The organism is Stenomitos rutilans, from assembly GCF_059505485.1.
Genome location: NZ_JCACKR010000110.1, coordinates 1 through 23,369, shown reverse-complemented (window position 1 = coordinate 23,369; position 23,369 = coordinate 1). Strand labels below are relative to the sequence as shown.

Below are 23,369 nucleotides of genomic sequence, written 5' to 3'. Positions count from 1 at the left end.
ATCTGCTTAGAATGAAGCGCGACCCATGCCCCTCATGCGGCTAGCTGAGTTGGCTACGGAATTTGTTGACACTGATAGTTAGCAGAACGATCGCAATTAACGCTAACGCTAACGCATGCATCCACAAGGCTTCTAGGCCGACCCCTTTCAGCAAAATGCCTCGCACGATCGCAATGTAATGGCGCAAGGGGTTGAGCAATGAAACGACCTTGAAGAATGTGGGCATCGTTTCAATCGGGGCGATCGCGCCCGACGTTTGCACCATTGGTAAGTTGATAAAAAAGGCAGTGAGGACAACCTGCTGCTGCGATTTAGAAATGGTTGCCAACATAATGCCAACCCCAATTCCCACAAAAAGATACAGTCCCGACATGGCAATAAACAGCAGCAAACTGCCGCGAAACGGAAGGCTAAACACAATGCGTCCTAAACTCAGTGCTAGAAAAACGTCACCCATCAGTAGTACAAATAAGGGCACAACTTTTGCCAGCAAAATTTCCCAGGCTTCAGCGGGTGTCATCAATAACTGCTCTAGAGTTCCGGTATCTTTCTCGCGCACCACTGTTACCGCTGACACTAAACTGCCAATCAGCGTGAGCACAAAGCCCATGACGCCTGGTACAAAAAACCAGCTACTTGACAACCCTGGATTGTATAGAAAGATCACTTCTGACTTAACAATTGGATTGGACGTAACGCCAGCCAAAGTGAAATTATACTGCCGCAACATTTGAGTGATATAGCCATTCGCAATTCCGGCAGTGTTAGCATCAACTCCATCAATAAAGGCTTGAATTTCGGCTGTTTTACCTTGACTAATATTGCGTCTAAAGTCTGGGGGAATCACAATACCAGCCGTTAATTCTCCTACTTCAACCTGACGGCTCAGTTCCTCCTCTGTTGGCGGATATGACTTCACAACAAAAATATGATTTTCGGTCAACGCAGACACTAACTCTCGACTGGCTGAGACATTGGCATAATCGACTACGCCCAACTTCAAGTAATGCACATCTGGATTCAACGCAAAGCCGTATAACAACAATTGAACTGTCGGCGGAATAATGAGCAACACCAACAATTGTCGATCGCGCAGAATTTGGTTCACTTCCTTCCGCACCAAGGCTACGAAGCGACTATCAAATAAGGTTCTAAAAAATGCAGAGAGAGATTTCATGGTGTTATCTAATCTGGTAACTGCATACGGCTGAGAAGGCGACGAGCCACGTTGAATAGCAACAGCCCGATCGCCAGCATCATGAAAATGTCAAACCAAACACTTGTCCAACCAATGCCGCGTACAAATGCATCACGAGTCACGACAATGAAGTAGCGAGCCGGGACAATATTGGGCAACAAAGAGAGTGGAAACGGAATATTGCTCAAAGGATAAATGAAACCAGAAAGCAAAAACGCTGTTAAGAAACCAACCAGAGAAACACCTTGAACGGCTGCATTTTGATTTCCAGCGCGTACTCCAAGCAGTAGACCAAACATGATGGCTGCACTGAGATAAATAGGCGTACCAATCAATAATGGGGTTGGATCACCTGCAAAGCCAAATTGGAAGATAATTGATCCTAAAAGCATCACGCCTAACGCCTCAGAGAGGCCCACAACCAGATAAGCTAGTGCCTTGCCCAACAATAATTCTGAAGCCGTTAAGCTGGAGGCATAAACTTGCAAAATTGTGCCTTTTTCTTTCTCACGCACCATCGCGATCGCGGCTAATAAAGATGGAAAAATCCACAATACAACCGCGTACACTCCTGGCACAATGTAAAGCGATTCTTTGCGCCCAGGGTTAAACCATAAGCGAGTATGAGCTTGAACTTTTTGAGTACTGGGTGACACATCATTTGACAGAAAAAAGTTTGTGGTTGCCTGAATGCTGTTTTTAATCACACGAGCATTGTTGGCATCAGTACCATCCACTAGAACCTGTACGACGCTTTGCTTATCGTCTTTAATACGGCGGCTAAAATCGGGTGGAATAATGACCGCCGCTTTGGCAATGCCTTTATCGATCGCATCATGCGTGGGGTCATAACCAGACCAACGTACTGGCTCAAATTGGTTGGTCGCAAACAGTCGTTCAACATACGTCTGGCTCAGATTGCTATGGTCAAAGTCTTGCACCACTAACGGAATATTTTTTGATTCCAACCGAATCGCAAACCCAAAAATTAAAAGCGTCATGACGGGCAGTAAAAATGCTAATGCCAACGTCAAACGATCGCGTCGAAATTGCGCCAATTCTTTCACACACTGAGCGAGAATACGCTTCATCTGGAGGAATCTCAAAGGGATAGGTGGGCGGGAGAGTTTTGAGTTTTGAGTTAAGAGTTTTAAGTTTGAGTTGGGAAGAATAGGAAGAACGAGATTTTGGTCTAGGGCGATGGCGGAAAGTATCATTCAGAAAAAGAGCTTTGAGTTTTCGTTGGAGGTTATTCAGCTATATAAGAGACTTCAAGGTCAGCGGGAGTTTGTCTTATCGAATCAATTATTAAGAAGTGGCACTAGCATTGGAGCCAATGTTGAAGAGGCGAGTGCTGGTCAAAGTCGCAAGGTTCTTTGGGCGAAAATGTGTATTGCTGCTAAAGAAGCTAGAGAAACTCGCTACTGGCTACGGCTCTTACAAGCATCTCAGTTGGTTGAGGTTGACTTAAACTCTGAACTAAGCCGTGTTGAAGAACTGATTCGTTTGCTAACCTCTATCGTCAAAACAACTCGCAAAACTCTCTAACCCAAAACCTTTTTCTTCGTAAATTTCTTTAACTCAAAACTCAAAACTATTTTTGGCTTCGCTGTACTGTGCCGATAAATGCATCTTCCAGGGAGTATGGAATGGGGCGGAGGGAATGAACGGTGATGTTAGCTGCTTGAAGTTGATCGCGCAGTTGGGGAATTTCGGTATCGGGATTATCGACAACGACGTGGAGGCGATCGGCAAAGATGGAGACGCGCCAGGGTTCGAGCGTTTGTTTGAGTAAGTCAGATGCGGCTTGATTTTGGTCGGGCGTGATCTCGATGAGTTTACCGGGTTGAGCGGCTTTGATTTGACTGGGAGAGCCTTCAATGACGGTTTCGCCTGCGACCAAAAAGCTCATGCGGTTGCACTGTTCAGCTTCTTCGAGATAGTGGGTTGTAACCAAAATGGCGGTTCCTTGACGGGCAAAGTCATTGATTAAGCGCCAAAACTGCCGTCGTGCTAACGGATCAACCCCAGAAGTGGGTTCATCGAGAAAAAGAATTTCGGGTTCGTGCATGACGGAGGCCCCAAAGGCTACGCGCTGCTTCCAGCCACCGGGAAGTTGTCCAGTGATGAGGTTTTCTTGCCCTTCTAACCCGCAGATGTTGATGACCCACGCAATTTTTTCGCGTCGGAGGCGTTGCGGAATGCTGTAAACCCCAGCGTAAAATTCTAGATTTTGCACGATCGTCAAATCGTCGTACAGCGTGAATTTCTGGCTCATGTAACCGATGCGTCGACGTAACTCGCCACTCCGCAGGTTGCCCGTTTCGCCACCGAGAGAAATATCGCCCGAACTGGCTTCCAGTAATCCACACAGCATTTTAATAGTGGTTGTTTTTCCGGCTCCGTTGGCACCCAATAGCCCAAAAATCTCGCCATAGCGCACTTCCACATTGACGTTCTTAACAGCCTGGAAGGTACCAAACATCCGGTTAAGGTTACGGGCGTAAATGGCTGCATCGGTAGAATGGCGATCGTGCCGCATTGTTCGAGGAAACGAGATAAAGGGCGGTTCCAATCCCTGTTGGCGTAACCGAGCTACAAAGACGTTTTCCAGGGTTGGTTGGGTCTGCTCTAGACTATCGAGGGGGAAACGTTTCTGGCTTAAAACCTGTCGCACCTGTGCTTCACCCGTTTGCGTATCGCTGACGAGCACATCCAGGCGATCGCCAAAGGTTTGCACGTCATGAATTGGTGTTGAGGCACCAGAGTCGGACACTTGGGCCTCAAGTGCCTGTTCTACCGCCTGAAGCTGACTGGTGCGCACTTCCAGACGATGGAGCCCTAAGCTATCTTTTAGCTCCGCAGGGGTACCGATTTGCTGAATTTGTCCTTCGTACATGAGTGCGACGCGGTTACAGCGTTCTGCTTCATCCAGGTAGGGCGTTGCGACCACGATCGTCACCCCTTCACTGGCAAGCGCTGCCAACACATCCCAAAACTCGCGTCGTGAAACGGGATCAACGCCTGTGGTGGGTTCATCCAGCAGCAATACTTCTGGTTTGTAGATCAGGGCACAACAGAGCGCTAGTTTTTGCTTCATGCCGCCAGAGAGTTGCCCTGCCAGTCGATCGCCAAACCGCTCCAGATTCATCAGGCGCAAATATTTCTCGCGTCGTTCGGCAAAGTCGCGATTGCTCACGCTTCGCAGTCCGGCAATGTAGCGAAGGTTTTCATCAATGCTGAGATCCAGATAGAGCGAAAATTGTTGCGTGAGATAGCCAATGCCTAACCGTGCCTTGCGGGGAATTTGCCCCAGAACTTGGACGTTACCCGTGGTGGCTTCCATCACACCACCCAGAATGTGAAACGTGGTGGTCTTGCCCGCGCCATCGGGCCCAATCAGCCCAAACACTTCTCCTGGCTGCACGTCAAAGTCGATGCCCCGAACGGCGGCGATTCTGCCGTAGCGTTTATGGAGCGCCTCAACGTGGATGATGGCAGGAGAGTTTTGAGTTCTAAGTTTTGAGTTTTGAGTTAGATCCGACTGAGAGTTTAAAACTGATGACGGGTAACTCTTGTTGTTAGTCACCGAAAAGGCTCCTATTCCAAAACGATTTCGGCATCTGCAGGCATTCCTGGTTTTGCGTAGCCGCCGGGATTGTCGATCGTAATTTTGATGCCCACGACTTGCTTCACGCGATCGTTGCGGAAGTAAATGTTTTCGGGGGTGAATGAAGCTTGGGGATCGATCGAGGCTACTTTGGCATCCAGTGGGTGATTGGGATCAGAATCGATGAACACGCGTGCTTTTTGTCCCACGCGAATTCTGCCAATATCGCCCTCTGGCACATAGCCCCGCAGGTAAACCGTGTTGAAATCAAGCAGTGACAACAAGGTTTGCCCATTGGTGACAACAGCTCCCGGCTCTCTACTGCGTGCCGTCACGACTCCATTAATGGGGCTGATAATGTTGAGGTAATCGATTTGTGCCTGAATTTGCTTCTGCGACTCTTCGGCATTTTTAATATCAGCTTCGGCGGCTTTGAGTTGTGCCTCAGCGCTTTGCCGTTGGCGTAATAGCGCACCCAACTGAGCATCACGAATGCTGGGGTTGATGTTATAGCTTCGAGCCAGGGCCAGACCACCCACGCCTGCATCAATCTGCTTCTGGGCCGATTCAACTGTAGCTGCTGCATTTCGATAGCTGGTTTCTTTCTCATCCGACTGTTCTTGGGTAACTGCGCCTGCTTGCAGAAGTTGGGCGTAGCGATCGCGTGTGACTCTTGCCAGGTCTAGCTGTGCCTTTGCCTGCTTCAGTTGCGCTTCCAGAGAGGCCACATTGGACGCTGCTTGGTACACACGCCCCTGACTATCCTGCTGCGCCTGCAAAATGTTGAGCTGTGATTCGCGCATCTGACTTTCAACATTGGCAATTTGGAACTTCGCCTGCTGTGCCTGTTGTCGAGACGCTTGCACCTTTGCAACCGCTCCTCGCAGTTGGGCCTGCACTTCTGTGTCGCTAATGCGAACAAGCAACTGACCTTGTTTAACCTGATCGCCTTCTCGCACAGTGATGGTATCGACCCGTCCACCCGTTTTGGCACCCACATCGGTTTCATACCCCTCAAGGCGACCACTGAGACGCAAATCGTGGTTAGAGGGGCGTGCTAAGAAGTACCAGATTGTGGCGCTGATGCCCGCGATCGCCAAGACTCCAAGAGGAATGAGCAACCGTGACTTGCGCTTGCTCGCTTGCCTGGTTGGTGGTGCTGAAGACTCTGATGATCGATCGCTTGATCCTGGAAGACTCTGAGCCATAGTAGACCTTCGATGACTAACGGTTAAGCTGGCAAAGATTAATGGTTTCATCATACTGGACGGTCTAGTATGATGAAACAAAAGCTGAAAAAATTAATATCTCCTGCCATCGGTTCACGGCCCGTTAAAACTATGCTCAAGCATTCTGTCTCTCAGCCTGAAGATATCTCCATATCCGGTCAAGACAGCCTCTCTGCTGCCGACCAGAAACGAGAACAGATTTTGCTCGGTGCCATGCAGGTGTTTTTGCGATCGGGCTATGCGGGAACGAGCATGGATCGGGTGGCGGCGGAAGCAGGTGTTGCCAAACAAACGATTTACAGCCACTTTCAGGACAAAGAAGGCTTATTTAAGGCGCTGATGGAGCAGGTGACGCTCGATCGCTTCTGCAGTGTATTTTGCCTGGAAGATTTTGATGGAGACCCCGCTATTCGCTTGCGTCAGCTTGCTGAAACCTATTTGACTAAAGTGGCGGATCAAAACTACCTTTCGCTCACTAGAATCATCATTGCTGAATCAGAGCGCTTTCCAGAATTGGCGCGGCTGTGGACGAGTACGGTGATTCAACGCGGCCGCAGTCTTCTCTCGCGTTACTTTGACGCCCACCCAGAACTGGGCATTGCAGACTCTGAAGTGATGGCGCACATCTTTTTTGGCACCCTGGTCTCGTTTGTCTTGACTCAAGAAATGCTCTATGGCAAAGAAATGATGCCAATAGCGCGCGATCGAGTGGTGAATGGCTTGATCGAATTGATTCTCAAACAGCCGTAATATCGTCGCAGGCTTGTCTTCATAAGCTTCTCCTTTCGACCGATGGCGATTGGGGAGCGTTGCTTGTCATAATGCCAAAAGCGTATGCTGACGAGAGATATATAGAGGTCAGACTGTGGATGCAATTTTGGCGCGATCGCGACAGCTCAAACAAGACTTAGTGGATTTTGTGCTGGATGCCGAAGGCGAGTTGGCAACAGCGTTAGAACAATACTCCGCTGAACAGCTAGCCCGATCGCAGCAGCCCGATCAGCACCAGCAAACACTCGTCGTCGATCGCTTTGTCATCGAAGGCAGAGTGGACAACCAAACGCCGATCGACCTGTTTCTCGCCGCTACGCCTGACCTCTCAGCCAGCGATCGACAATTGCTCCAGGGTTGGCAGCGCAGTTTTGTCGGGCTTTTTGCCGTCACCAAGAGTCTGCCCGATGGCCTGGAGGTGATGAACTGGCTCACGGCGAAGCACTACACCGTCAAGCCCAACGATCCTGCCACGTTAGAAGAGATGCAGCGCTTCAGACTGGGTGAAATCTTGCTGACCCAGATTGCGCCGATCACAGAGAACGAGTGGACATTTACAGCCCCGCTGAAAGTGATGGGGAATTTGGGCAAACCAAAGCTAGCCGTCGCGATCGGTAACTTCAAGCAAAACTATAAAGAGTCTCTCTACAGCGATGCGCCCGAACTGCTCGAAGAAGCTTGGCGATCGGTCGAGCGCTACCATCAAGATTTCCTCGACTTCTTTGAAAGCGATGCCATCACGCTACCAGGCTACCAGTTGGGTAAAAAAATTGTTGAATTTCAGGATGTGCTGACTAAAAAGCAACTGGCAGAGGCTGGTATCGATGAGTCCAAGTCGATGGCAGATCTAGCAGCAGATGCAGGCATGGATGAAGCTGAAATCGAAGCCGCTGCGGAAGCAATGGGTGCTGACGCCAAAGCCGTTTCAACGATGCTGAAGAGCAAAGAAGCGGCTGCCAAGATGGTGACACCCAAAATCGATCTGCCACCCGAATTGAAGAAGGCAGAAGCGGTGACAGTCCTGGCACATCCACGCTGGGGGCAAATGTTCTTGCCAACCTACACTCAGTTTGAAACCGTGCTGCAAGCCGACGATTGGCAAAGCGTTCCCGGAGCCGCTAAGCTTGTTCACAAGTATCTAGACGATCCTGCGATTAATGCCTTCGTTTGGCACAGACTCGCCACAGCCTATCCAGCCGTTCTAGAAGCTCTATTGCGATCGATTCTTGAGCGCCCCGATTTTGACCTGCAAACCGATCTAGAGACACTGTTGCAAGAACACAAAAAGCCTCTACAACCGGACTTACCAGAAATTGCCAGCGTTCCTATCCACTTGCATGATCTGTTCCAGGAAGCCCTCAAGGAAGTAAGTAAGTCACGCCCCAAAGAGAAAGATGCACAAAAGCCGAAAAAAGGGTTTCAACGCTAGGACTTAATGACGAAGGTAGAGTTGATCGTGTGACGGCATTCACATGCGGAATGAAGGATGAAAGCCTAAACATCAGCATTTAGAGTCTAAAAGTACTTTGTACGACCATTGTTTGCCTTCTGCCTCATCTAATCACGCTCATTTAATCACGATGAGCAGCCAGCGCAGCTTTGTTAATCCGTGCATTACACTTGCGTGGATTGTAGATGCTGGTATACCAGGTACAGCGCTTACAAACATCTGGGAAATCGCCGCGTTCGTGTCGATCGATCAGCTCATCAATTGCCTGTCCTGTCCAGATATCTAGCAACGAAGCGTTGTTCAGATCCCCAATAATTAGCTCAGCTTCAACATCTCGGCAGGCGCAGGCATTCACCTTTCCATTAGCAAGAATCACTGGCTTTCTAAACAATAGCTCGCAGGCTCCTCGCTTATAGGGTGGCAATACCGCTTCTAGGCCAACGTTTTTAAGCGCTTCACTATCGACTTTGCCTGCCCAAGAATCAAACATGACAACTTTCTGAAGCTCAAGCAGTCCTTCTTGAATATATCGTTGGCACTGCTCCCAAAAATCCCCAGTCCAATTTGATGGCGGGCAACGTAAGGCAAGGCTAAACCGCATTACAGAACCAGCTTCGCGCTTTGCTTTAACAAATGCTTCAACGTTACGACGGACTAATTCAAAGTGGTCAACGCCCATAATGGCATGATAAGTTTGGCGATCGAACCCACCCCAAGACACTTGAATATGCAGTTTATCGCCATACTTTAGAAGCCTTTCACTTATTTGAGGCTTCATTAAAATGCCATTTGTATAAAAATCAAAGCCTTCAATTTGAGGGCGTTGATATAAGTCGTCAAGTCGCTCAAAAAGGGCGCGATCGACAAATGGATCTCCCACAATGGGCGTGAGAGAAACATACTTACCGCCCATTGCAACATACTCATCAATAATGCGTCGAAACTGTTCCATTGGCATTGTTTCCTTCGCCCGCTCCATTTGTGGATAGGCACAGAAAACACATTTAGCGTTACAAATGTTCGTACCCTCAAGATGAAGGTTTTGGGGTAACTGACGAGTTGCTTCCAACACCTGCCGAACCGATCGCCGTTCTGCCCGAAAACAGTACTCAGTCAACACAAAATCGAGCAACCAACTCATGTAATGCCTACCAGGACGAACAAGATGAACGTTCATCCAATCCAGAGTAGGTTGAAATCTACGGCTAAAAAGGTAAGTCATAGCACTGCTACAGCTAATAAGGAACGGCACTTAGTAGATGTCTTACGTCCTTTGGAAAAAAGGTCATGCTTAACCGCTAGCACCACAATGGTCTATTTACTTCATCTCTGTCTAGGTCTTGTAAAGGCAGCGATCGCTCAAGAGCCTTTACCTGAGCGATGAATTCTGCTATTTCGTTCATGGCACTCTAGACCCACTATTATACCGATCCCTTCAGAACGTCATTCCTCTAAAGGCAATGGCGCTCAATCCTTAAGCAGGCTTCAACTTGTTCGTGATTACGCTAAATTAATTAAAGAGTCGATGAAATTTAGCTAAAGTTTAGCTATTGATGGTTTCAATCTGCTAGTCACTTTTAGAAACTGAGACGTTAACACTTGAGGATTGGACGTTCAAAGCTGAGGCTGCAAAAAACGGCATAATAAATGCATAGGTGCTTTACTAAAGCGATATCATGCATTAGTCACATCCATACACGGCAAGAAAATCAAGCGATAGCTTAGAGGTAAGCGCCGTTGTAGATCAATGCAGTCGCTCTGTCACACGCTTAAGAAGGGTATACACATGGCAACTGCTGATCGTGAATTTGAAGTTAAGAAAACCGAAGACGAGTGGCGTCAAACTCTAACGCCAGAACAGTTCCGAGTGCTCCGTCAGCATGGTACAGAGCGCGCCCGTACTAGCCCGCTAGACAAGCAGTATGGTAAGGGACTCTACGTCTGTGCAGGTTGCGGCTTACCCCTCTTCTCATCAGAAACCAAATTTGACAGTGGTACAGGGTGGCCCAGCTTCTTTCAACCGATCGAAGGCGCAATCGAAACCACGATCGACAAATCGCTTTTCATGACGCGCGTCGAAACCCACTGTCATCGTTGCGGCGGACACTTGGGCCATGTTTTTGAAGACGGGCCAAAGCCTACAGGACAACGCTATTGTATGAACGGTGTATCGCTAAAGTTTATTCCTGATTAAGTGACTGAAAAAGGGCTGGGTCGCTTTTTGAGTGGTGCAGTAAAACGTTACTTATGCACTGCTTCACGCTCGTTCGTCTATGTCTTTATTCGCCCACGTCTTTAAAGGAGCATTTCTAACTTGCTTTTTTACAGGACACCTCAGTCCTCAAAACATAGTTGTCCACATGCTGCGCCTTGACAGATTTTGGCTATGAGCTATACCTTCTCAGAAATCCTCTGGTAAGCTTAATACATTTTTTGTCATGAATACTTGACAGATCACTCTATTGAGTGTACCTGTCAATCAAGAGCTTTAGCTGAAATTCATCAAACATACACGATACAAATTCCTGTCTTTATAAAAAGTGTCACGGCTATTTGGCAAACTAAGAAAGTGAAGTTCAATCGCCTTTAGAACTAAGGTCTTAGCCTAAACAAGCGTCTGTTTGGGAATGGCTTAAGAATCATGAAGCTATTCAATGCATAGTCTTTAGAACCTGGCAGCATAAGAAGGAGCCAATGCTTTCTTAATGAAAAAGGGTTTCGCTATTGGTTATTTATACTTCACCCACAATCGTCGATCGCAATAGGCTTTTTTTGAGATGGTTTGCTTGACTAATCGCCTCATAAATTGATGAACAGTGTATTGCTGAACACGTAAGGTTTTGAGGTGTCAATTGATAAAATTGCGATCTTAGAAAAGTTCCCAACTAGTTAAATGGTGAGGCTTTATGGCTACTGTCTGTGAGCAGCAACTTGTTCAAGAAGTCATCCACGAAGGAAAGCTGCTTGGAATTATCATCTCTGCTGATTTTAAAAAACCAGGAATCCACTTTTTCACCCCAAATACGCTCTCTCAGCAAATCGCCTATATGCGGCATCCTGCTGGCAAAAGCATTCAGCCACATGTACACAATCCTGTACTACGTGAGGTGTTCTATACCCAGGAAGTCCTCATGATCAAACGAGGAAGGCTGAAAGTAGATTTCTATACAGACCAGCAGGAATACTTGGAAAGCTATGTGCTGCAAGCGGGCGATGTTATTCTGCTTGTTCAGGGTGGGCACGGCTTTGAAGTGTTGGAAGAGGTCGAGATGATTGAGGTCAAGCAAGGCCCCTACGTGGGTGAGCAAGATAAAACGCGGTTTAATTGCTCTGAGGGCAACTATCAGGTGCGCCTAAGCCTTTAATCTTGGCAAGAGAAGTACGATGCAAAATGCCCTTTACAAAAATTTCAATCAGTACAATTTTGTATCGAGCGAGTACTGCCTGTTTTGAGATTCCATCTCTGGCTTATCTCCAAATTTCGTCCGCTGTATAAATGCCACAGACGAAGCAGGCACCCTCTTCCCCTCTGCTAATTTTGCTTTGCTTCTGTAAAAGAAGCTGAATGTTGCATTCAGAACAGCGTGGTGCCTGCTCCTAGTGGGTCTATTTTGGTGAGTTTGCGTTCAGAATAGTGTATTGCGTGCTCACGGTGGGTATGCTCTTGAGAGAGATGGATACGACAGCGATATGACAGATTTTATTCCCGTTAATCAACCACTATTAGATGGCAAAGAAAAGCAATACCTGAACGAATGTATCGATACAGGTTGGATTTCTTCAGAAGGCCCATTCATTCAGAGGTTTGAATCTGAGTTTGCAGCACGGGTAAATCGCAAGCACGGTATTGCCGTCACCAATGGCTCTGCGGCTTTAGACGCGGCAATTGTAGCCTTGGGCATTGGCCCCGGAGACGAAGTAATTTTGCCAACGTTTACGATTATTTCCTGTGCTGCTGCGATCGTGCGGGCTGGGGCAACGCCTGTTTTAGTAGACTCTGATCCGCTTACCTGGAATATGGATGTCTCTGCGATCGCGGCCAAAATTACACCCAAAAGCAAAGCCATCATGGTTGTGCATATCTATGGGCTACCTGTAGACCTGGATCCTGTGCTCAAGCTTGCGCATCAACACGGCTTGTGGGTAATTGAAGATGCGGCTGAAATGCATGGGCAAACCTATAAAGGTGAGCCATGTGGCAGCTTTGGCGATATCAGTACGTTCAGCTTCTATCCCAATAAGCACATCACGACAGGCGAAGGCGGGATGCTCGTGACCAATAATGACGCTTTAGCCAACCGCTGCCGTTCTTTACGAAACCTTTGCTTTCAGCCCCAAAAACGCTTCATCCACGAAGAGTTAGGCTGGAATCTTCGTATGACAAACCTTCAAGCAGCGCTTGGTTTAGCGCAGCTAGAGCGGCTAGATGAGTTTGCAGCTCGAAAGCGGCGCATGGGTCAGCACTACACTCAGCTACTATCAGAGCTTCCAGGGCTTGAACTGCCCGTTGCTGCAACTGCTTATGCAGAGAGCATTTACTGGGTTTATGGCATTGTCCTTAAAGAGGAGGTGCCTTTTGATGCCGCTGAAGCGATGAGACGGTTAGGGCAGCATCAGATTGGTACTCGTCCCTTTTTCTGGGGGATGCACGAACAACCTGTATTCAAGAAGATGGGGTTGTTTGAAGGCGAAACGTATCCAGTAGCAGAACGCCTATCCCGACGTGGTTTTTATGTTCCTAGCGGGATGGCGCTTACGCCTTCTCAAGTAGAACAGGTCGTCACCGCGGTTAAAAACGCGTTGAAGTAGGAAGAACCCTATGGAGATGCTTTTCACGGTTTGAATTCAAATCGTTTATAACATTGCAGCGTTATTAATCATCAAATTTAACCAGGGGATAAATATGTAATAAACATAGCAAACTCATGGTGATGTAAAGCACAAATAGATTGAATGATTAAGCACTTCTTACACTAAATCTAGATTTACTGCATACTGCATCTAGCTCTCTCTTACTGCATTGTTTGCACTTTAAGCAAAGGTCATATAGTATTTTTTCGCGTGTAAGGCATACTAAAGACGCACGATTCAATGCTACTGGCTGGTTTTAGTGTAATTAATTGCCTGGGAGTTCTTGTGGGGATAAACGCTTTTGCAAATTACGCTAACTACTATGATTTGCTCTATCGGGACAAGGACTATGCTGGCGAAGCTTACTATGTTCACCGCTTGATCCAACGCTATATGTCTGGTACTAAGACAGTTCTTGAGCTTGGCTGTGGTACTGGGATGCATGCCTCACTTTTAGCTGAAAAAGACTACACAGTCTGTGGTATCGATCTTAGTGCTGAAATGCTAGAAATCGCTCGACAACGATTGCTTACTTTGCCAGAAAAGCAGGCTTCTAGATTGGAGTTTATGCAGGGAAATGCTCAAACAGTTCGGCTCAATCGTCAGTTTGATGCGGTTATTTCTCTATTTCATGTTATCAGCTATCAATCAACAAATTCAGCCTTAAGAGATGCTTTTGAGACGGCTAGAGTTCATTTAAAGCCAGGAGGAATCTTTCTTTTTGATTGCTGGTATGGGCCAGCCGTTTTGAGTGATCCTCCCACAGTGCGAATAAAGCGCTTGGAGAATGAAAAAATTCGCATTACTCGCGTTGCTGAGCCGACGCTGTACCCTAATCACAATACAGTTGATGTTAAGTATCACGTTATGATTCACGATCGCGTTACAGATAAAGTGGAAGAACTAGAGGAGGTACACACACTACGATACTTGTTTAAACCAGAAATTGATTTGCTTCTTGAGCAGCATGGGTTTAGCTGTGTTGCAGTTGATGAATGGATGGTAGATAAGGGTGTTGGCTCACACACTTGGAACGTTTATTTTATTGGTCAAAGCCAGTCGGTATGAACGCTAAAATCCCGGGAAGGAAGGCACTATGAAATATCATTTAGCGCTAGGTAGCTCACTCGATTTGGAAGGGATTAATCGAGAAGCACTACTTGGGAAGCGTCCAGGGCACATTATGTGGGATTTAAGCCAAGCCGTGGCTGCCTCCGTCCATATGCCTGGACGTGAGCAAATTTTGCCGATCGACCGACTTCGCGCTAAATTGATTAGCCTGCCAGAACACTGGGCTTTAGCACGAAAGCTCTCTAGCGAGCTGCATGAAGAGGATGTCGTTTACTGCAACGGAGAAGATATTGGCTTGCCCCTTGCCATCCTTTGCGGCGCGAAACCAAACCGACCCAAGCTCATCATCTTTTTTCATGCGGCAAATCGACCGCGTGTCCGTGCCGCCTTAACGCTTTTTCGCCTCGAAGAAAAAATTGATGTGTTTGTGTCTAACACAGAACCTCAGTTCAACTATCTCAGGAAGACAGTACGTGTGCCTGAATCACGGTTGCACTACCTTGCAGAGCAAACGGATACCCGCTTTTTCTGTCCTGGGCCAGTGTCGCCTGACAAAGCACGCCCCATCATTGCTAGTGCAGGCTTAGAGTTACGAGATTACAAAATTTTGGCGGCGGCTACAGCGGATTTAAATGTGGATGTGAAGATCAGTGGCTTTTCGCGCGATGCCGTACCGTTAGCGAAGTCGTTCCCTAAAACGTTGCCTGCCAATATGAGCCGTCGCTATTATGAGTGGGCAGAGCTAGTGCAGCTCTACCGTGATGCGGATCTTGTCGTTGTCAGTCTGTTTCAGGGTGACGCTTCTTCTGGTATTACGACACTCATGGAGGCGATGGCTTGTGGTCGTCCGGTGATTGCGACCCAAACCAACGGATTGGCTGATTATTTGCAGACGCCAGGAACGGTTATTCCGATCGCCCCAGGCGATAGCAACGGATTGAAAGCTGCGATCGCTTATGTATTCGCCCATCCAGAGGAAGCAGAAGCACAGGCGAAGCGGGCTTATCAAATGATTTCGGAGCACCATAATAGCCAGCGGTACGTGGAAAAACTGGTATCCTTACTTAAATCAGTTAGATAGCGAGGGGCTAGCTGTTTTGGAGCGACGGCCGTTCTTCTACACTCATGGAGCTTAAGCTTCGTCAGCGAGTCGTTTCAGTTGAAGTTTGCCTGTCTACGCTATGTGTTGTAAGGTTCCGTGTGTTGGAGTCCACCCATATGCCCAATGGATGCAGTCGGTTGAATCTAGCCCTGAACGTAAGCAGATGTGATGCACGATCGAAGAGCAAGGGATTGTCTAGCTGCCCGTCCTAAGCTGCTGAATGCTTTCGGGGTATGATGTGCTTTAAGCAGTCTTTATGGCGAGTACTCAGTAAGTTCTGCTGTCTGGGTGCTGCTTTTAACGTAGATGTCCAAGCACTAAGCGCAAGTGCATCACAGATTGTGAGTCCTTGGCTTTAAAGCGCTCACTCCTGATTGTTTAGCGTTGAAGCGTTTGTCATGGGCTGTCGTCGTAGAATGGAAGAGTGAGCGAGTTAAATCTAAATTGCAGGAGTAAAGCTTGTGACAACGGCTACTGCTTCGACAGGAACGGTTGTTCTATCGCCTAGCTATCGCTTACCGATCGCGATCGTGATGCTTGCTGCACCTCTACTATTGGTGCAGATCTGGGGTAGTTTGGTGATCGCTTTATTTGGCTTTTTCCTACTGTTTCAAGCGGCTACTTTGCGCCTTTGCTTCACTGAAACTGCACTTGACATTGAGCGTGGGCAAACGCTCATTCGGCGCTTCCCTTACCAGGAGTGGCAAAACTGGCGATTGTTTTGGTTACCTGTGCCGATTTTTTTTTACTTTAGGGAAGTCAATAGTATTCACTTTCTACCAATTCTTTTTGATCCTAAAGCGCTACAGTCTTGCCTGGAAACTCGCTGCCCTCAAATTCCCTAAGCGCTCGTTGTCAGCCTGTAAAGACTAGGCATGCAGGCTTACTCGCAACGAATGACCAACAATCTCCCTCTGCATTGAACATGAATCCAGACGAACTGCCCATTGCAGCGGATGCGGATGGCTATCAGTCCGACGCTACTGCTGATGTGCGTAACCACGAAGAGGCACGCGATCAACCTACCTTAGAGCCGCTTGGTATGCAAGAGGCTTCCGCTCAGGCATTGATTGACGAGGAGAAACGACCGCTACTAGAACGCGTTGAGACAGAGCCAGCGCTGCCCTCAGCCCCTAATGCTACAACGCTCATCACGGCTGAGCAGAGGGTTACCGATCTCCAGCGCCGCGAACAAGCGTTAAGGCGTGAAATTGCCGTTTTGCAGACATCGCAAGTTCGTCTTCAGGAAGAAACCGCAGCGGCACAGGCAGCGATGGGGCGCTTGATACAGGAAGGATTGAAAGAACTGGAGCAGCGGAAACAGACGCTACAAATTAGCGTTGAGCAACTGGAACGCCGCCAAGAACGCATTCGTAGTGAGATGAAGACGACGTTTGCGGGAGTTTCTCAAGATCTGGCGATTCGCGTGCAAAGCTTTAAGGATTATCTGGTTGGCAGCTTACAAGATTTGGCACTGGCAGCGGAGCAACTGGACTTGCCGCAGCCTGGGAACGCGATTGGAATGACTGAAAAACCGTCTGCTTCGGCTGAAGTGTTCTCAAAGCAAGAGACGGCTCCCCAGTTTGCTGAACAAAGCTTTCAAGAGCAGACGAAAAAAATTCGTAATCTGTTAGATCAATACCGCAATCGACCAGATTATTACGGTTCGGCATGGCAGCTTCGCCGCACCTTTGAACCAGTTCACGCTGATCGCGTCTCAGGCTGGTTTTTTACGCAGGGTGGACGGGGTGCTGTTCGCACGATGGGTAGCCGCTTGCAAAATATCCTCATTGCCTCAGCCACAATTTCGATTTTACATACGCTGTACGGCGATCGTCTACGCGCTCTGGTGCTTGCCCAGTCTCCAGAACGGTTGGGCGAATGGCGGCGCGGCTTGCAAGATTGCCTTGGCATTACTCGTAGTGAATTTGGCCCAGAGCGTGGTGTGGGTTTGTTTGAAGATCCGTTTCCGCTAGTGCAAAAAGCCGATCGCCTGGTTAAAGACGGGCTCTTGCCGCTGATCATCATTGATGAAACGGAAGACGAGATCAGCTTAGGGTTATTGCAATTTCCGCTCTGGCTAGCCTTTGCACCAAATCCTCAAGTACCGACTTATTCATATTAAAGTTGTAATGCTAGTTGTGATAGCAAAGACAGCGATCCTCTTTGATTTGTGAAAGTGACTCTGGCTTAGCCTACGCTTTGGCGAAGCAAGCTACAGCTTTCAATTCCAAGCTGACCGCTAATTGGTTCAAACACAGCATGCTTTTTGCGAATGCTTTAAGACGGCTATATCCTCATCGCTGATAGCAAATAACGTTACAACGCCTTCAGGACTTCACCCAATGGTATTTTGGCTTGCCTTGAACGGACTACTGCTGGTGGGAGCGTACTTTCTAGGCTCCATTCCGCCTGGATACTGGGCTGGACGACTCTTGAAAGGAATCGATATTCGAGAGCACGGCTCCGGCTCGACTGGTGCGACGAATGTGCTGCGAACCATTGGAAAATTGCCAGCGCTCGTGGTGCTGTTAATTGATATTTTGAAAGGAGTAGGGGCGATCGCGGCTGTCCAATCTTTTTATACAGTTGTTAATGTCCGTGCTTTTGCACCCTCGATCGACAGTACTGTCTGGCTACCCTGGATGGTGACATTAGCAGGTATGGCAGCATTATTAGGGCATAGTCGATCGGTCTTCTTAAACTTTATGGGGGGCAAATCAGTCGCGACTAGTTTGGGTGTTTTACTGGCAGTTAGTTGGGTTGTTGGCTTAGGGGCACTAGCTGTATTCGCTGTGATGCTGGCAATTTCTAGAATTGTGTCTCTAAGCTCTATTACAGGGGCGATCGCGGCTTCCAGCCTCATGCTGGTTACCCATCAGCCGCTCCCCTATATCCTGTTCGGGCTGCTGGGTGGGCTATATGTGATCCTGCGCCATCGTACCAACATCCAGCGTCTGTTATCTGGGTGTGAACCCCGCCTTGGTCAGCCCGCGCCAGAGAACACTAGCCCGCCTTCTTGAGCAAAGGCTTTGGAATGTAGCGTCACAACCTTTATTTCAACGGAGACGTCAAGCGGCTGATTGACGATCGTAGGTAGACCTATGTGATAACAGTAGGCGAAGCTCAGATGCGTTGAATTAGTCCGAAGTGCAGAAACGACCTAAGCTTGATTTTTAAGCTATCTATCTTGGCTTGTACGCACGTCTTTCTTAAGTGGTGGCTTGACGAATTATGCTTGCCAAGGCATGATGAAAACGTATAAGGGGCTATAGCGCAGTTGGTAGCGCATCTCAATGGCATTGAGAGGGTCAGCGGTTCGAATCCGCTTAGCTCCATAGCCCGAAACAGGCTCTACGCAAGCTCCTTATGTGACTTGACCTGAATTTTGGACAAATTGTCCAAGATTTGCTTCCGAAAATAGTTGTCCAAAATTTGCTTTCGTCAAGTTTTGTTAAGCGACTGGAGGCAAGTTTCGAGCAAGATTCCTTGAGCCTGCCTCGTATTCAAATCAGTCAGGTCTGGTTGCGGTTGCCCCCCGTGATAGATAACTCGCTCAATCTCATCTCGTGTCTCTGCCTTGATTGAATTGGAGATAAGTATCTCCACAACTCGTTCTGTAACCCAGAGATGCCAATCAATTTCTGACACAACTAAAGTTTCAAGCTCCGAAGGTTCTTCTGGTTGTACGTTAAGCCAATTTTGGCAGTGAACACAACGACCCACCTGCATCCTTCCGGAGATTGGCAATTGTGTCCTTTGACAGTGCGGACAATAGGAGCGTAGCGGTTGATGATGCAACGGGCAGACAGTAGCAGCAGCGATCGACCAGATCAGAGGCTCATAAATTGGTTGATTCGTATCGCACCAAGCTCGCAAGCACTCTGGACACCATGATCGCAACTTTCTTCCAAATTCAATCGTTTGATTTGGTCGAGCAGTTTCTTCTGCCCAAGGGGGAATTGTGAGCGATCGCAGTCCTGATTGCATTATTAAAGGCTCCAATCCTGCTATATACTGCCACGAAAGCAGCCCATACTCATTCAGATTTTTCCTATACTTAGGTGTAGGGAAAGAAGATACTGAAGTTTTAAGCCCTTCGTCTTGTACACGATAAGCTGTTTTACCACCTACACTATGAGTTCGCCTAAAGGAGGGTAACATCTCCTGTTTGGCCAGTACTCCTGGGGAAACGTGATGTGCCTCAGCAAGTCGGCAAATGTAGCTCACTAGCCCTTCAACATAGGGCGTACCTATTGCAATCGGCTCTAGAAAATAAAGCCTGCTACGCTCTGGTATAACAGAAGCATCTAATTCTTGAGAGTGGCACTTATCCAAGTAATGTGGTGCCATATTGCTTTAAAGCTAACAAACGATCTGAGTTAATTTAGCATTACTAACTCACTCAACAGAGATAATACTAGCTTAATGTTCAGATTGGGTAATGTGGAGCTTTCCTAATTTGAGCTTTAATTTATGGTTTAGTAAACGCCGCAAGTTAGAGATTATAATCCAACTGAATTAGTTCTTTTCAAGCATTTTTAATCTGATTCGGAATTTCATATTTTGAAGCACATTTAACTCAAGTAGGTACTGCTGAGAAAACCCGCTTACCTCCATCTCGCATATTCAAATCCAAGTTCAGTCACTGTCAGCTTTGATGTAACTAGCTATTGTTGTTCAGAAGTTCCATCCTTTTAGTCCCATGAGCTAGGAAATAATCTTGACCAACTTCAAGGGCATAATTCAAGGATGGGTTGCTGATTCCTTTTAGTCCCGTAAACCGGGATATATCTTTGGCGGTTTGTGGTTGAACCCCTCCCCGACACTGCCGCAGTGCTTTTAGTCCCGTGAACCAGAATATACATTTGGCAAGTGAAAAGACTATAAAAACTACATGAGGCTTATAAGATTGCTGCAAAACTTGATTTAAAGCATAAGAAAACGTCTTCAAAGCTTATACTTTATCTTCTTATGTATAGCGAATGAGAGCAAGAGTTTGTTAAGTATCTTAAGGTTTGTTGTTTCTGGAAAGTTTTCTAGAATTTTAACTCTTGCTTTGGTTGGACAAATATCCTTCTCATTGCTAGTAGCGGTCTAGTTTTATTCATCCAGCATTACTTGTCCCATTCCCATCGCCGTCTTGCGTCCTACTCCAGAAAAAAAGGCGAAGTGAGACAGTATTGTTGCAACCCTCGCTTGTTCTGGATCAGGAAATAAATATCTAACCCAACCGATTACACCGCGTTCAACTGCGTTTTCCAGCCTTACCTTTTCAGTTTTGAGATCATAGTCAGAAACTAATCCACTCCATTGAATTTTGGGAAACTTCAGTTCTTCAGGAGCAAAAGCATTCCAGCGGCGATGTATATTTCCAAAAACTGCTTCAGGGGATGGAAATAATTGAATTCCCTGTCCAGTGTTCAACTTGAAACTGGTTGGAGAGAGAAACTTTAGTGTCAAGTCGTTCAGTACAATTGGTAGTTCAGCAAGCAGAGCATAATCTGATGTTTTGACCCACGCATCCGCTCCTGGCAGTGCGCTGATACCTTTCAGCACAAAAGGAAATTTGGCAAGAGAGAACGATACATCCTCCGTTTCATCTAAACCTTTCAGTAAAGGCTCTATCAGCCTGCCGTCCAACAACCCAACCCGAAAATAGCAGTCATCTCCTGCTAACACTTTTGCTTTTTGACATCTACTGATCAACCCGGAGAGACTTAAGGGAGAATTCTGACTTTCATGAATTGCCTCAGAAACCTTTGGATCACCTCGACGAAACCACTCTAGAACTTGTGCATGAATAGCCCGTCCACAGGATGAAGGTAAATCTCCGCTCTCTGCGGCTCCTAAATTAATTACCAGGGTTTGCAGAGTTGCGGATTTAAGGTGTGGTAACAGTACTGCTGGCTCCATACGCTACCCCCCTCGGTAAGCAAACTCGGTCTGGCCGAATCTTTCTGAAGTGGCAGTTCTGTCGAACCTGCCACTTCAGGTTGAGAAATTTCCCAATAGTCACCTGATAATTGAGCTTGACTCAGCAAGCTTACAGGTGTCATGACAATCCGGTTGTAGAGGAGCAGCCTGGTAGAACCGGGCAAGTCTATTGGATTCAAGGGATGCTCACAGACAAATTCTCCCGTTCTTGACTTGATATTCGTTTCAAGAATAGGTTTTGCATCGACTTTGATTTTTGATGCCCATTTGCCTAACCTGATCCACCTTGGAATCTGAACAGTTTTAGGAGCAGTGATATAGGTTTGGTACTGACTACCCACAGCCAGCTCTTTTACCCGCCCGTAGCTTGGGTAATTGCGATTGTTTCCCCCAAATCCAAGTTTCCTAGGCTGATCGTGATAAGCAGAAGGAGATGATTTGAAGGTACTGATCTGATAAGACCAATGAACAGGTAAGGCAGGAAAAACATAAATTCCTGCTCTATTTAGAGATAGAAGGTTTCGATCGTAGTCTGCCTCCAGATATCCAGGACGTTCTGCCATTTGCTCATCTAGACAATAGGCTTTTGGGATGTAAGAACCTTCAAATAGGGCAAAGCTTAGTGCCCAATTGTGCAGATATTTTTCTGTTTCATAGAGTCTTCCCATCTCACGGGAGGCGAAAAATACATTGTCGTGAAGTGTCAGATTGCATAAATAGAGCACCATAAAGCCTCCTTCAAGATTACTCTGTCTTGCCCACTAATGCTCCGTAGGTTCGAGCATAGGTTTGAGTTTGTTGACAGAGCAGTGACAGGATCGACCGCAACTTTGCTTCGCTCTGATAAATATCAGTCACTTCTTCCAGCAAAGCAGCCAGTTCACTATCAAACATCATTCTGCTAATTCGCAGTGGCTCACGATCCAGCAAATTTCCTGCTACGACTGCTGCTTCTTTTCGGATTTCTCCAATCGGGACGTTGATGCTTCCTTTTTGTTTTAGTGCGTCGTAGATTGCTTGAGTAAAGTACAAATTACTAAACACTTCAGCATCACAAAATGCAAGTCCCACGAAATGGTTAATCATTGTACCTGTACGTGATTCCTGTGCTCCATAGCGACGAGTACGAAGCAGGTTACCTAACACATAAATAAAACCTTCCAAAGTAGGATCTCGCAGTGTTTCCACAGAGGGGAAAGCAACCTCAGGAAGTACATGATCTAACTCATTAATCGAACTCCGCATTTTGCCCTGCTCAATCATCGTGCCTCCTTCAAAGAGTGCATTAAACGTGAAACTGCGATGAGAGGCATCGTAGGGGCTGAGGGAAAATGCGGAGTCTGAATAAACCTTGGAGCGTTCTGCCCCTCTACTGCCGATTCCAAATCCGTAAAGAATGCAGTCTGGGCATTGCTTGCAAGTTTTCTCTCCGTTATAGTCGCAGAAGTTACTTTCGCCTTCAACTAAGTCCGTAAATCCTAGCGATCGTAGTAACTGTCGTCCAGATAGACGCTCTGGTGTAATCTGCTTGCGTTTGAACATGACTAGGCGACTGATCATCTGACTTGATTGTTCATCTTCTGAGTTCAATCCTGCTTGAGTTCGGGCAGTGTTAAGCACCCCATCCGTCTGAAAAACTGGAAATGACTGGCTATGACGGATGATGAAAAAATGAATATATCTACTCGACGCCAAGCGCGGAAGAACGGAATGAAATTCGGGTTTTAAGGTCTCAAGAATACTCACTTTCGCCTCCCTGTTTCTGATTGGCTTTCGCTTGTTTCTCCTGAAGGGCTAGCTGGCGGTAAGCAAACTCAACTCCAGCTTTGATCCGATTACGTTGCTCTTGTAATAGTGCGCGATCGCCCTTACACATTTCCCCAAGCACCTGCTTTACACAGGTAGTCATGAACGTCTGGATAGCTTCAATTTCCTGCAACTGCCGAACTTCATAGTCAATAGATTTATCTAACAGCAGAGGACGTTTGTAAATTTCCTGGCGATCAAGTGCGTCTTTGAGCATTCCGGCACCTTGCTCAATAATTTCCTCATCATCCCAATCTGCTGGAACTGAAAGAATGTGCTCTAGTGCTTTAGAGGCTGTTTGAGAAGGGGTAGGGGTGTAACAAATTACGCCAACCGCCTAACCA

At 47.2% G+C, this 23,369-nt stretch carries 21 protein-coding genes and 1 tRNA gene; 12 read left to right on the top strand and 10 right to left on the bottom strand.

The annotated features are described in order from the left end of the window. Positions 1–40: 40 nt before the first annotated feature. Together AC5JLP_RS21975 and AC5JLP_RS21970 are read right to left on the bottom strand one after the other, a co-directional pair. Positions 41–1,177 (bottom strand): ABC transporter permease, encoded by a 1,137-nt coding sequence (locus AC5JLP_RS21975; protein WP_496070092.1) that lies wholly within the window; start codon positions 1,175–1,177, stop codon positions 41–43. An 8-nt stretch (positions 1,178–1,185) separates the two neighbouring features. After that, entirely contained in the window at positions 1,186–2,289 is a 1,104-nt protein-coding gene (locus AC5JLP_RS21970; RefSeq protein WP_496070091.1) for an ABC transporter permease, read from the bottom strand. Between the two features lie 109 nt (positions 2,290–2,398). On the opposite strand from AC5JLP_RS21970, the gene AC5JLP_RS21965 reads away from it, so the two are divergent. Then, complete coding sequence (locus AC5JLP_RS21965) at positions 2,399–2,746, top strand: four helix bundle protein (protein ID WP_496070090.1); 348 nt, start codon at positions 2,399–2,401, stop codon at positions 2,744–2,746. 46 nt (positions 2,747–2,792) lie between these two features. Here AC5JLP_RS21965 and AC5JLP_RS21960 read toward each other — a convergent pair whose 3' ends face one another. Next, positions 2,793–4,787, bottom strand: a complete 1,995-nt coding sequence (locus AC5JLP_RS21960) for an ATP-binding cassette domain-containing protein (protein WP_496070089.1) — start codon at positions 4,785–4,787, stop codon at positions 2,793–2,795. Positions 4,788–4,798: 11 nt separating this feature from the next. Continuing rightward, positions 4,799–6,016, bottom strand: a complete 1,218-nt coding sequence (locus tag AC5JLP_RS21955; RefSeq protein WP_496070088.1) for an HlyD family secretion protein — start codon at positions 6,014–6,016, stop codon at positions 4,799–4,801. A 132-nt stretch (positions 6,017–6,148) separates the two neighbouring features. Between AC5JLP_RS21955 and AC5JLP_RS21950 the strand changes: the two genes are divergently transcribed. Beyond that, the gene (locus AC5JLP_RS21950) at positions 6,149–6,787 is read left to right on the top strand and encodes a TetR/AcrR family transcriptional regulator (RefSeq protein ID WP_496070087.1); all 639 of its coding nucleotides are present in this window, start codon (positions 6,149–6,151) and stop codon (positions 6,785–6,787) included. 115 nt (positions 6,788–6,902) lie between these two features. Beyond that, the gene (locus AC5JLP_RS21945; RefSeq protein WP_496070086.1) at positions 6,903–8,237 is read left to right on the top strand and encodes a hypothetical protein; all 1,335 of its coding nucleotides are present in this window, start codon (positions 6,903–6,905) and stop codon (positions 8,235–8,237) included. A 142-nt stretch (positions 8,238–8,379) separates the two neighbouring features. Here the strand turns inward: AC5JLP_RS21945 and AC5JLP_RS21940 are convergent, their stop codons facing one another. Continuing rightward, positions 8,380–9,435: a radical SAM/SPASM domain-containing protein gene (locus AC5JLP_RS21940; protein ID WP_496070085.1), complete on the bottom strand. Its 1,056-nt coding sequence runs from the start codon at positions 9,433–9,435 to the stop codon at positions 8,380–8,382. Between the two features lie 609 nt (positions 9,436–10,044). Between AC5JLP_RS21940 and msrB the strand changes: the two genes are divergently transcribed. From msrB to AC5JLP_RS21895, 9 genes are all read left to right on the top strand, one after another. After that, positions 10,045–10,452, top strand: coding sequence for a peptide-methionine (R)-S-oxide reductase MsrB (gene msrB / locus AC5JLP_RS21935; RefSeq protein WP_496070084.1), 408 nt, complete (start codon positions 10,045–10,047; stop codon positions 10,450–10,452). Between the two features lie 712 nt (positions 10,453–11,164). After that, positions 11,165–11,623, top strand: a complete 459-nt coding sequence (locus AC5JLP_RS21930; RefSeq protein ID WP_496070083.1) for a cupin domain-containing protein — start codon at positions 11,165–11,167, stop codon at positions 11,621–11,623. Positions 11,624–11,948: 325 nt separating this feature from the next. Beyond that, positions 11,949–13,067, top strand: a complete 1,119-nt coding sequence (locus AC5JLP_RS21925) for a DegT/DnrJ/EryC1/StrS family aminotransferase (protein WP_496070082.1) — start codon at positions 11,949–11,951, stop codon at positions 13,065–13,067. Positions 13,068–13,349: 282 nt separating this feature from the next. Continuing rightward, the gene (locus AC5JLP_RS21920; RefSeq protein ID WP_496070081.1) at positions 13,350–14,177 is read left to right on the top strand and encodes a class I SAM-dependent DNA methyltransferase; all 828 of its coding nucleotides are present in this window, start codon (positions 13,350–13,352) and stop codon (positions 14,175–14,177) included. 28 nt (positions 14,178–14,205) lie between these two features. After that, positions 14,206–15,261, top strand: a complete 1,056-nt coding sequence (locus AC5JLP_RS21915; RefSeq protein WP_496070080.1) for a glycosyltransferase family 4 protein — start codon at positions 14,206–14,208, stop codon at positions 15,259–15,261. Between the two features lie 482 nt (positions 15,262–15,743). After that, positions 15,744–16,127, top strand: coding sequence for a DUF3119 family protein (locus AC5JLP_RS21910; protein WP_496070079.1), 384 nt, complete (start codon positions 15,744–15,746; stop codon positions 16,125–16,127). An 80-nt stretch (positions 16,128–16,207) separates the two neighbouring features. Continuing rightward, a complete protein-coding gene (locus tag AC5JLP_RS21905) occupies positions 16,208–17,407 on the top strand; it encodes a DUF3086 domain-containing protein (RefSeq protein WP_496070078.1) in 1,200 nt (399 codons plus the stop codon). 220 nt (positions 17,408–17,627) lie between these two features. After that, positions 17,628–18,305, top strand: coding sequence for a glycerol-3-phosphate 1-O-acyltransferase PlsY (gene plsY, locus AC5JLP_RS21900; RefSeq protein WP_496070077.1), 678 nt, complete (start codon positions 17,628–17,630; stop codon positions 18,303–18,305). 242 nt (positions 18,306–18,547) lie between these two features. After that, positions 18,548–18,620, top strand: a tRNA-Ala gene (locus tag AC5JLP_RS21895). A 106-nt stretch (positions 18,621–18,726) separates the two neighbouring features. Here AC5JLP_RS21895 and AC5JLP_RS21890 read toward each other — a convergent pair. The 5 genes from AC5JLP_RS21890 to cas10d form a co-directional block, all read right to left on the bottom strand. Continuing rightward, the gene (locus tag AC5JLP_RS21890) at positions 18,727–19,635 is read right to left on the bottom strand and encodes a TniQ family protein (protein WP_496070076.1); all 909 of its coding nucleotides are present in this window, start codon (positions 19,633–19,635) and stop codon (positions 18,727–18,729) included. 750 nt (positions 19,636–20,385) lie between these two features. Then, entirely contained in the window at positions 20,386–21,198 is an 813-nt protein-coding gene (cas6, locus tag AC5JLP_RS21885) for a CRISPR-associated endoribonuclease Cas6 (protein WP_496070075.1), read from the bottom strand. Then, positions 21,141–21,947, bottom strand: coding sequence for a type I-D CRISPR-associated protein Cas5/Csc1 (gene cas5d, locus AC5JLP_RS21880; protein WP_496070074.1), 807 nt, complete (start codon positions 21,945–21,947; stop codon positions 21,141–21,143). The genes cas6 and cas5d overlap by 58 nt, the downstream gene beginning before the upstream one ends. A 16-nt stretch (positions 21,948–21,963) precedes the next feature. Further along, a complete protein-coding gene (gene cas7d / locus AC5JLP_RS21875) occupies positions 21,964–22,965 on the bottom strand; it encodes a type I-D CRISPR-associated protein Cas7/Csc2 (RefSeq protein ID WP_496070073.1) in 1,002 nt (333 codons plus the stop codon). Then, complete coding sequence (gene cas10d, locus AC5JLP_RS21870; RefSeq protein ID WP_496070109.1) at positions 22,952–23,350, bottom strand: type I-D CRISPR-associated protein Cas10d/Csc3; 399 nt, start codon at positions 23,348–23,350, stop codon at positions 22,952–22,954. The genes cas7d and cas10d overlap by 14 nt, the downstream gene beginning before the upstream one ends. Positions 23,351–23,369 lie beyond the last annotated feature (19 nt).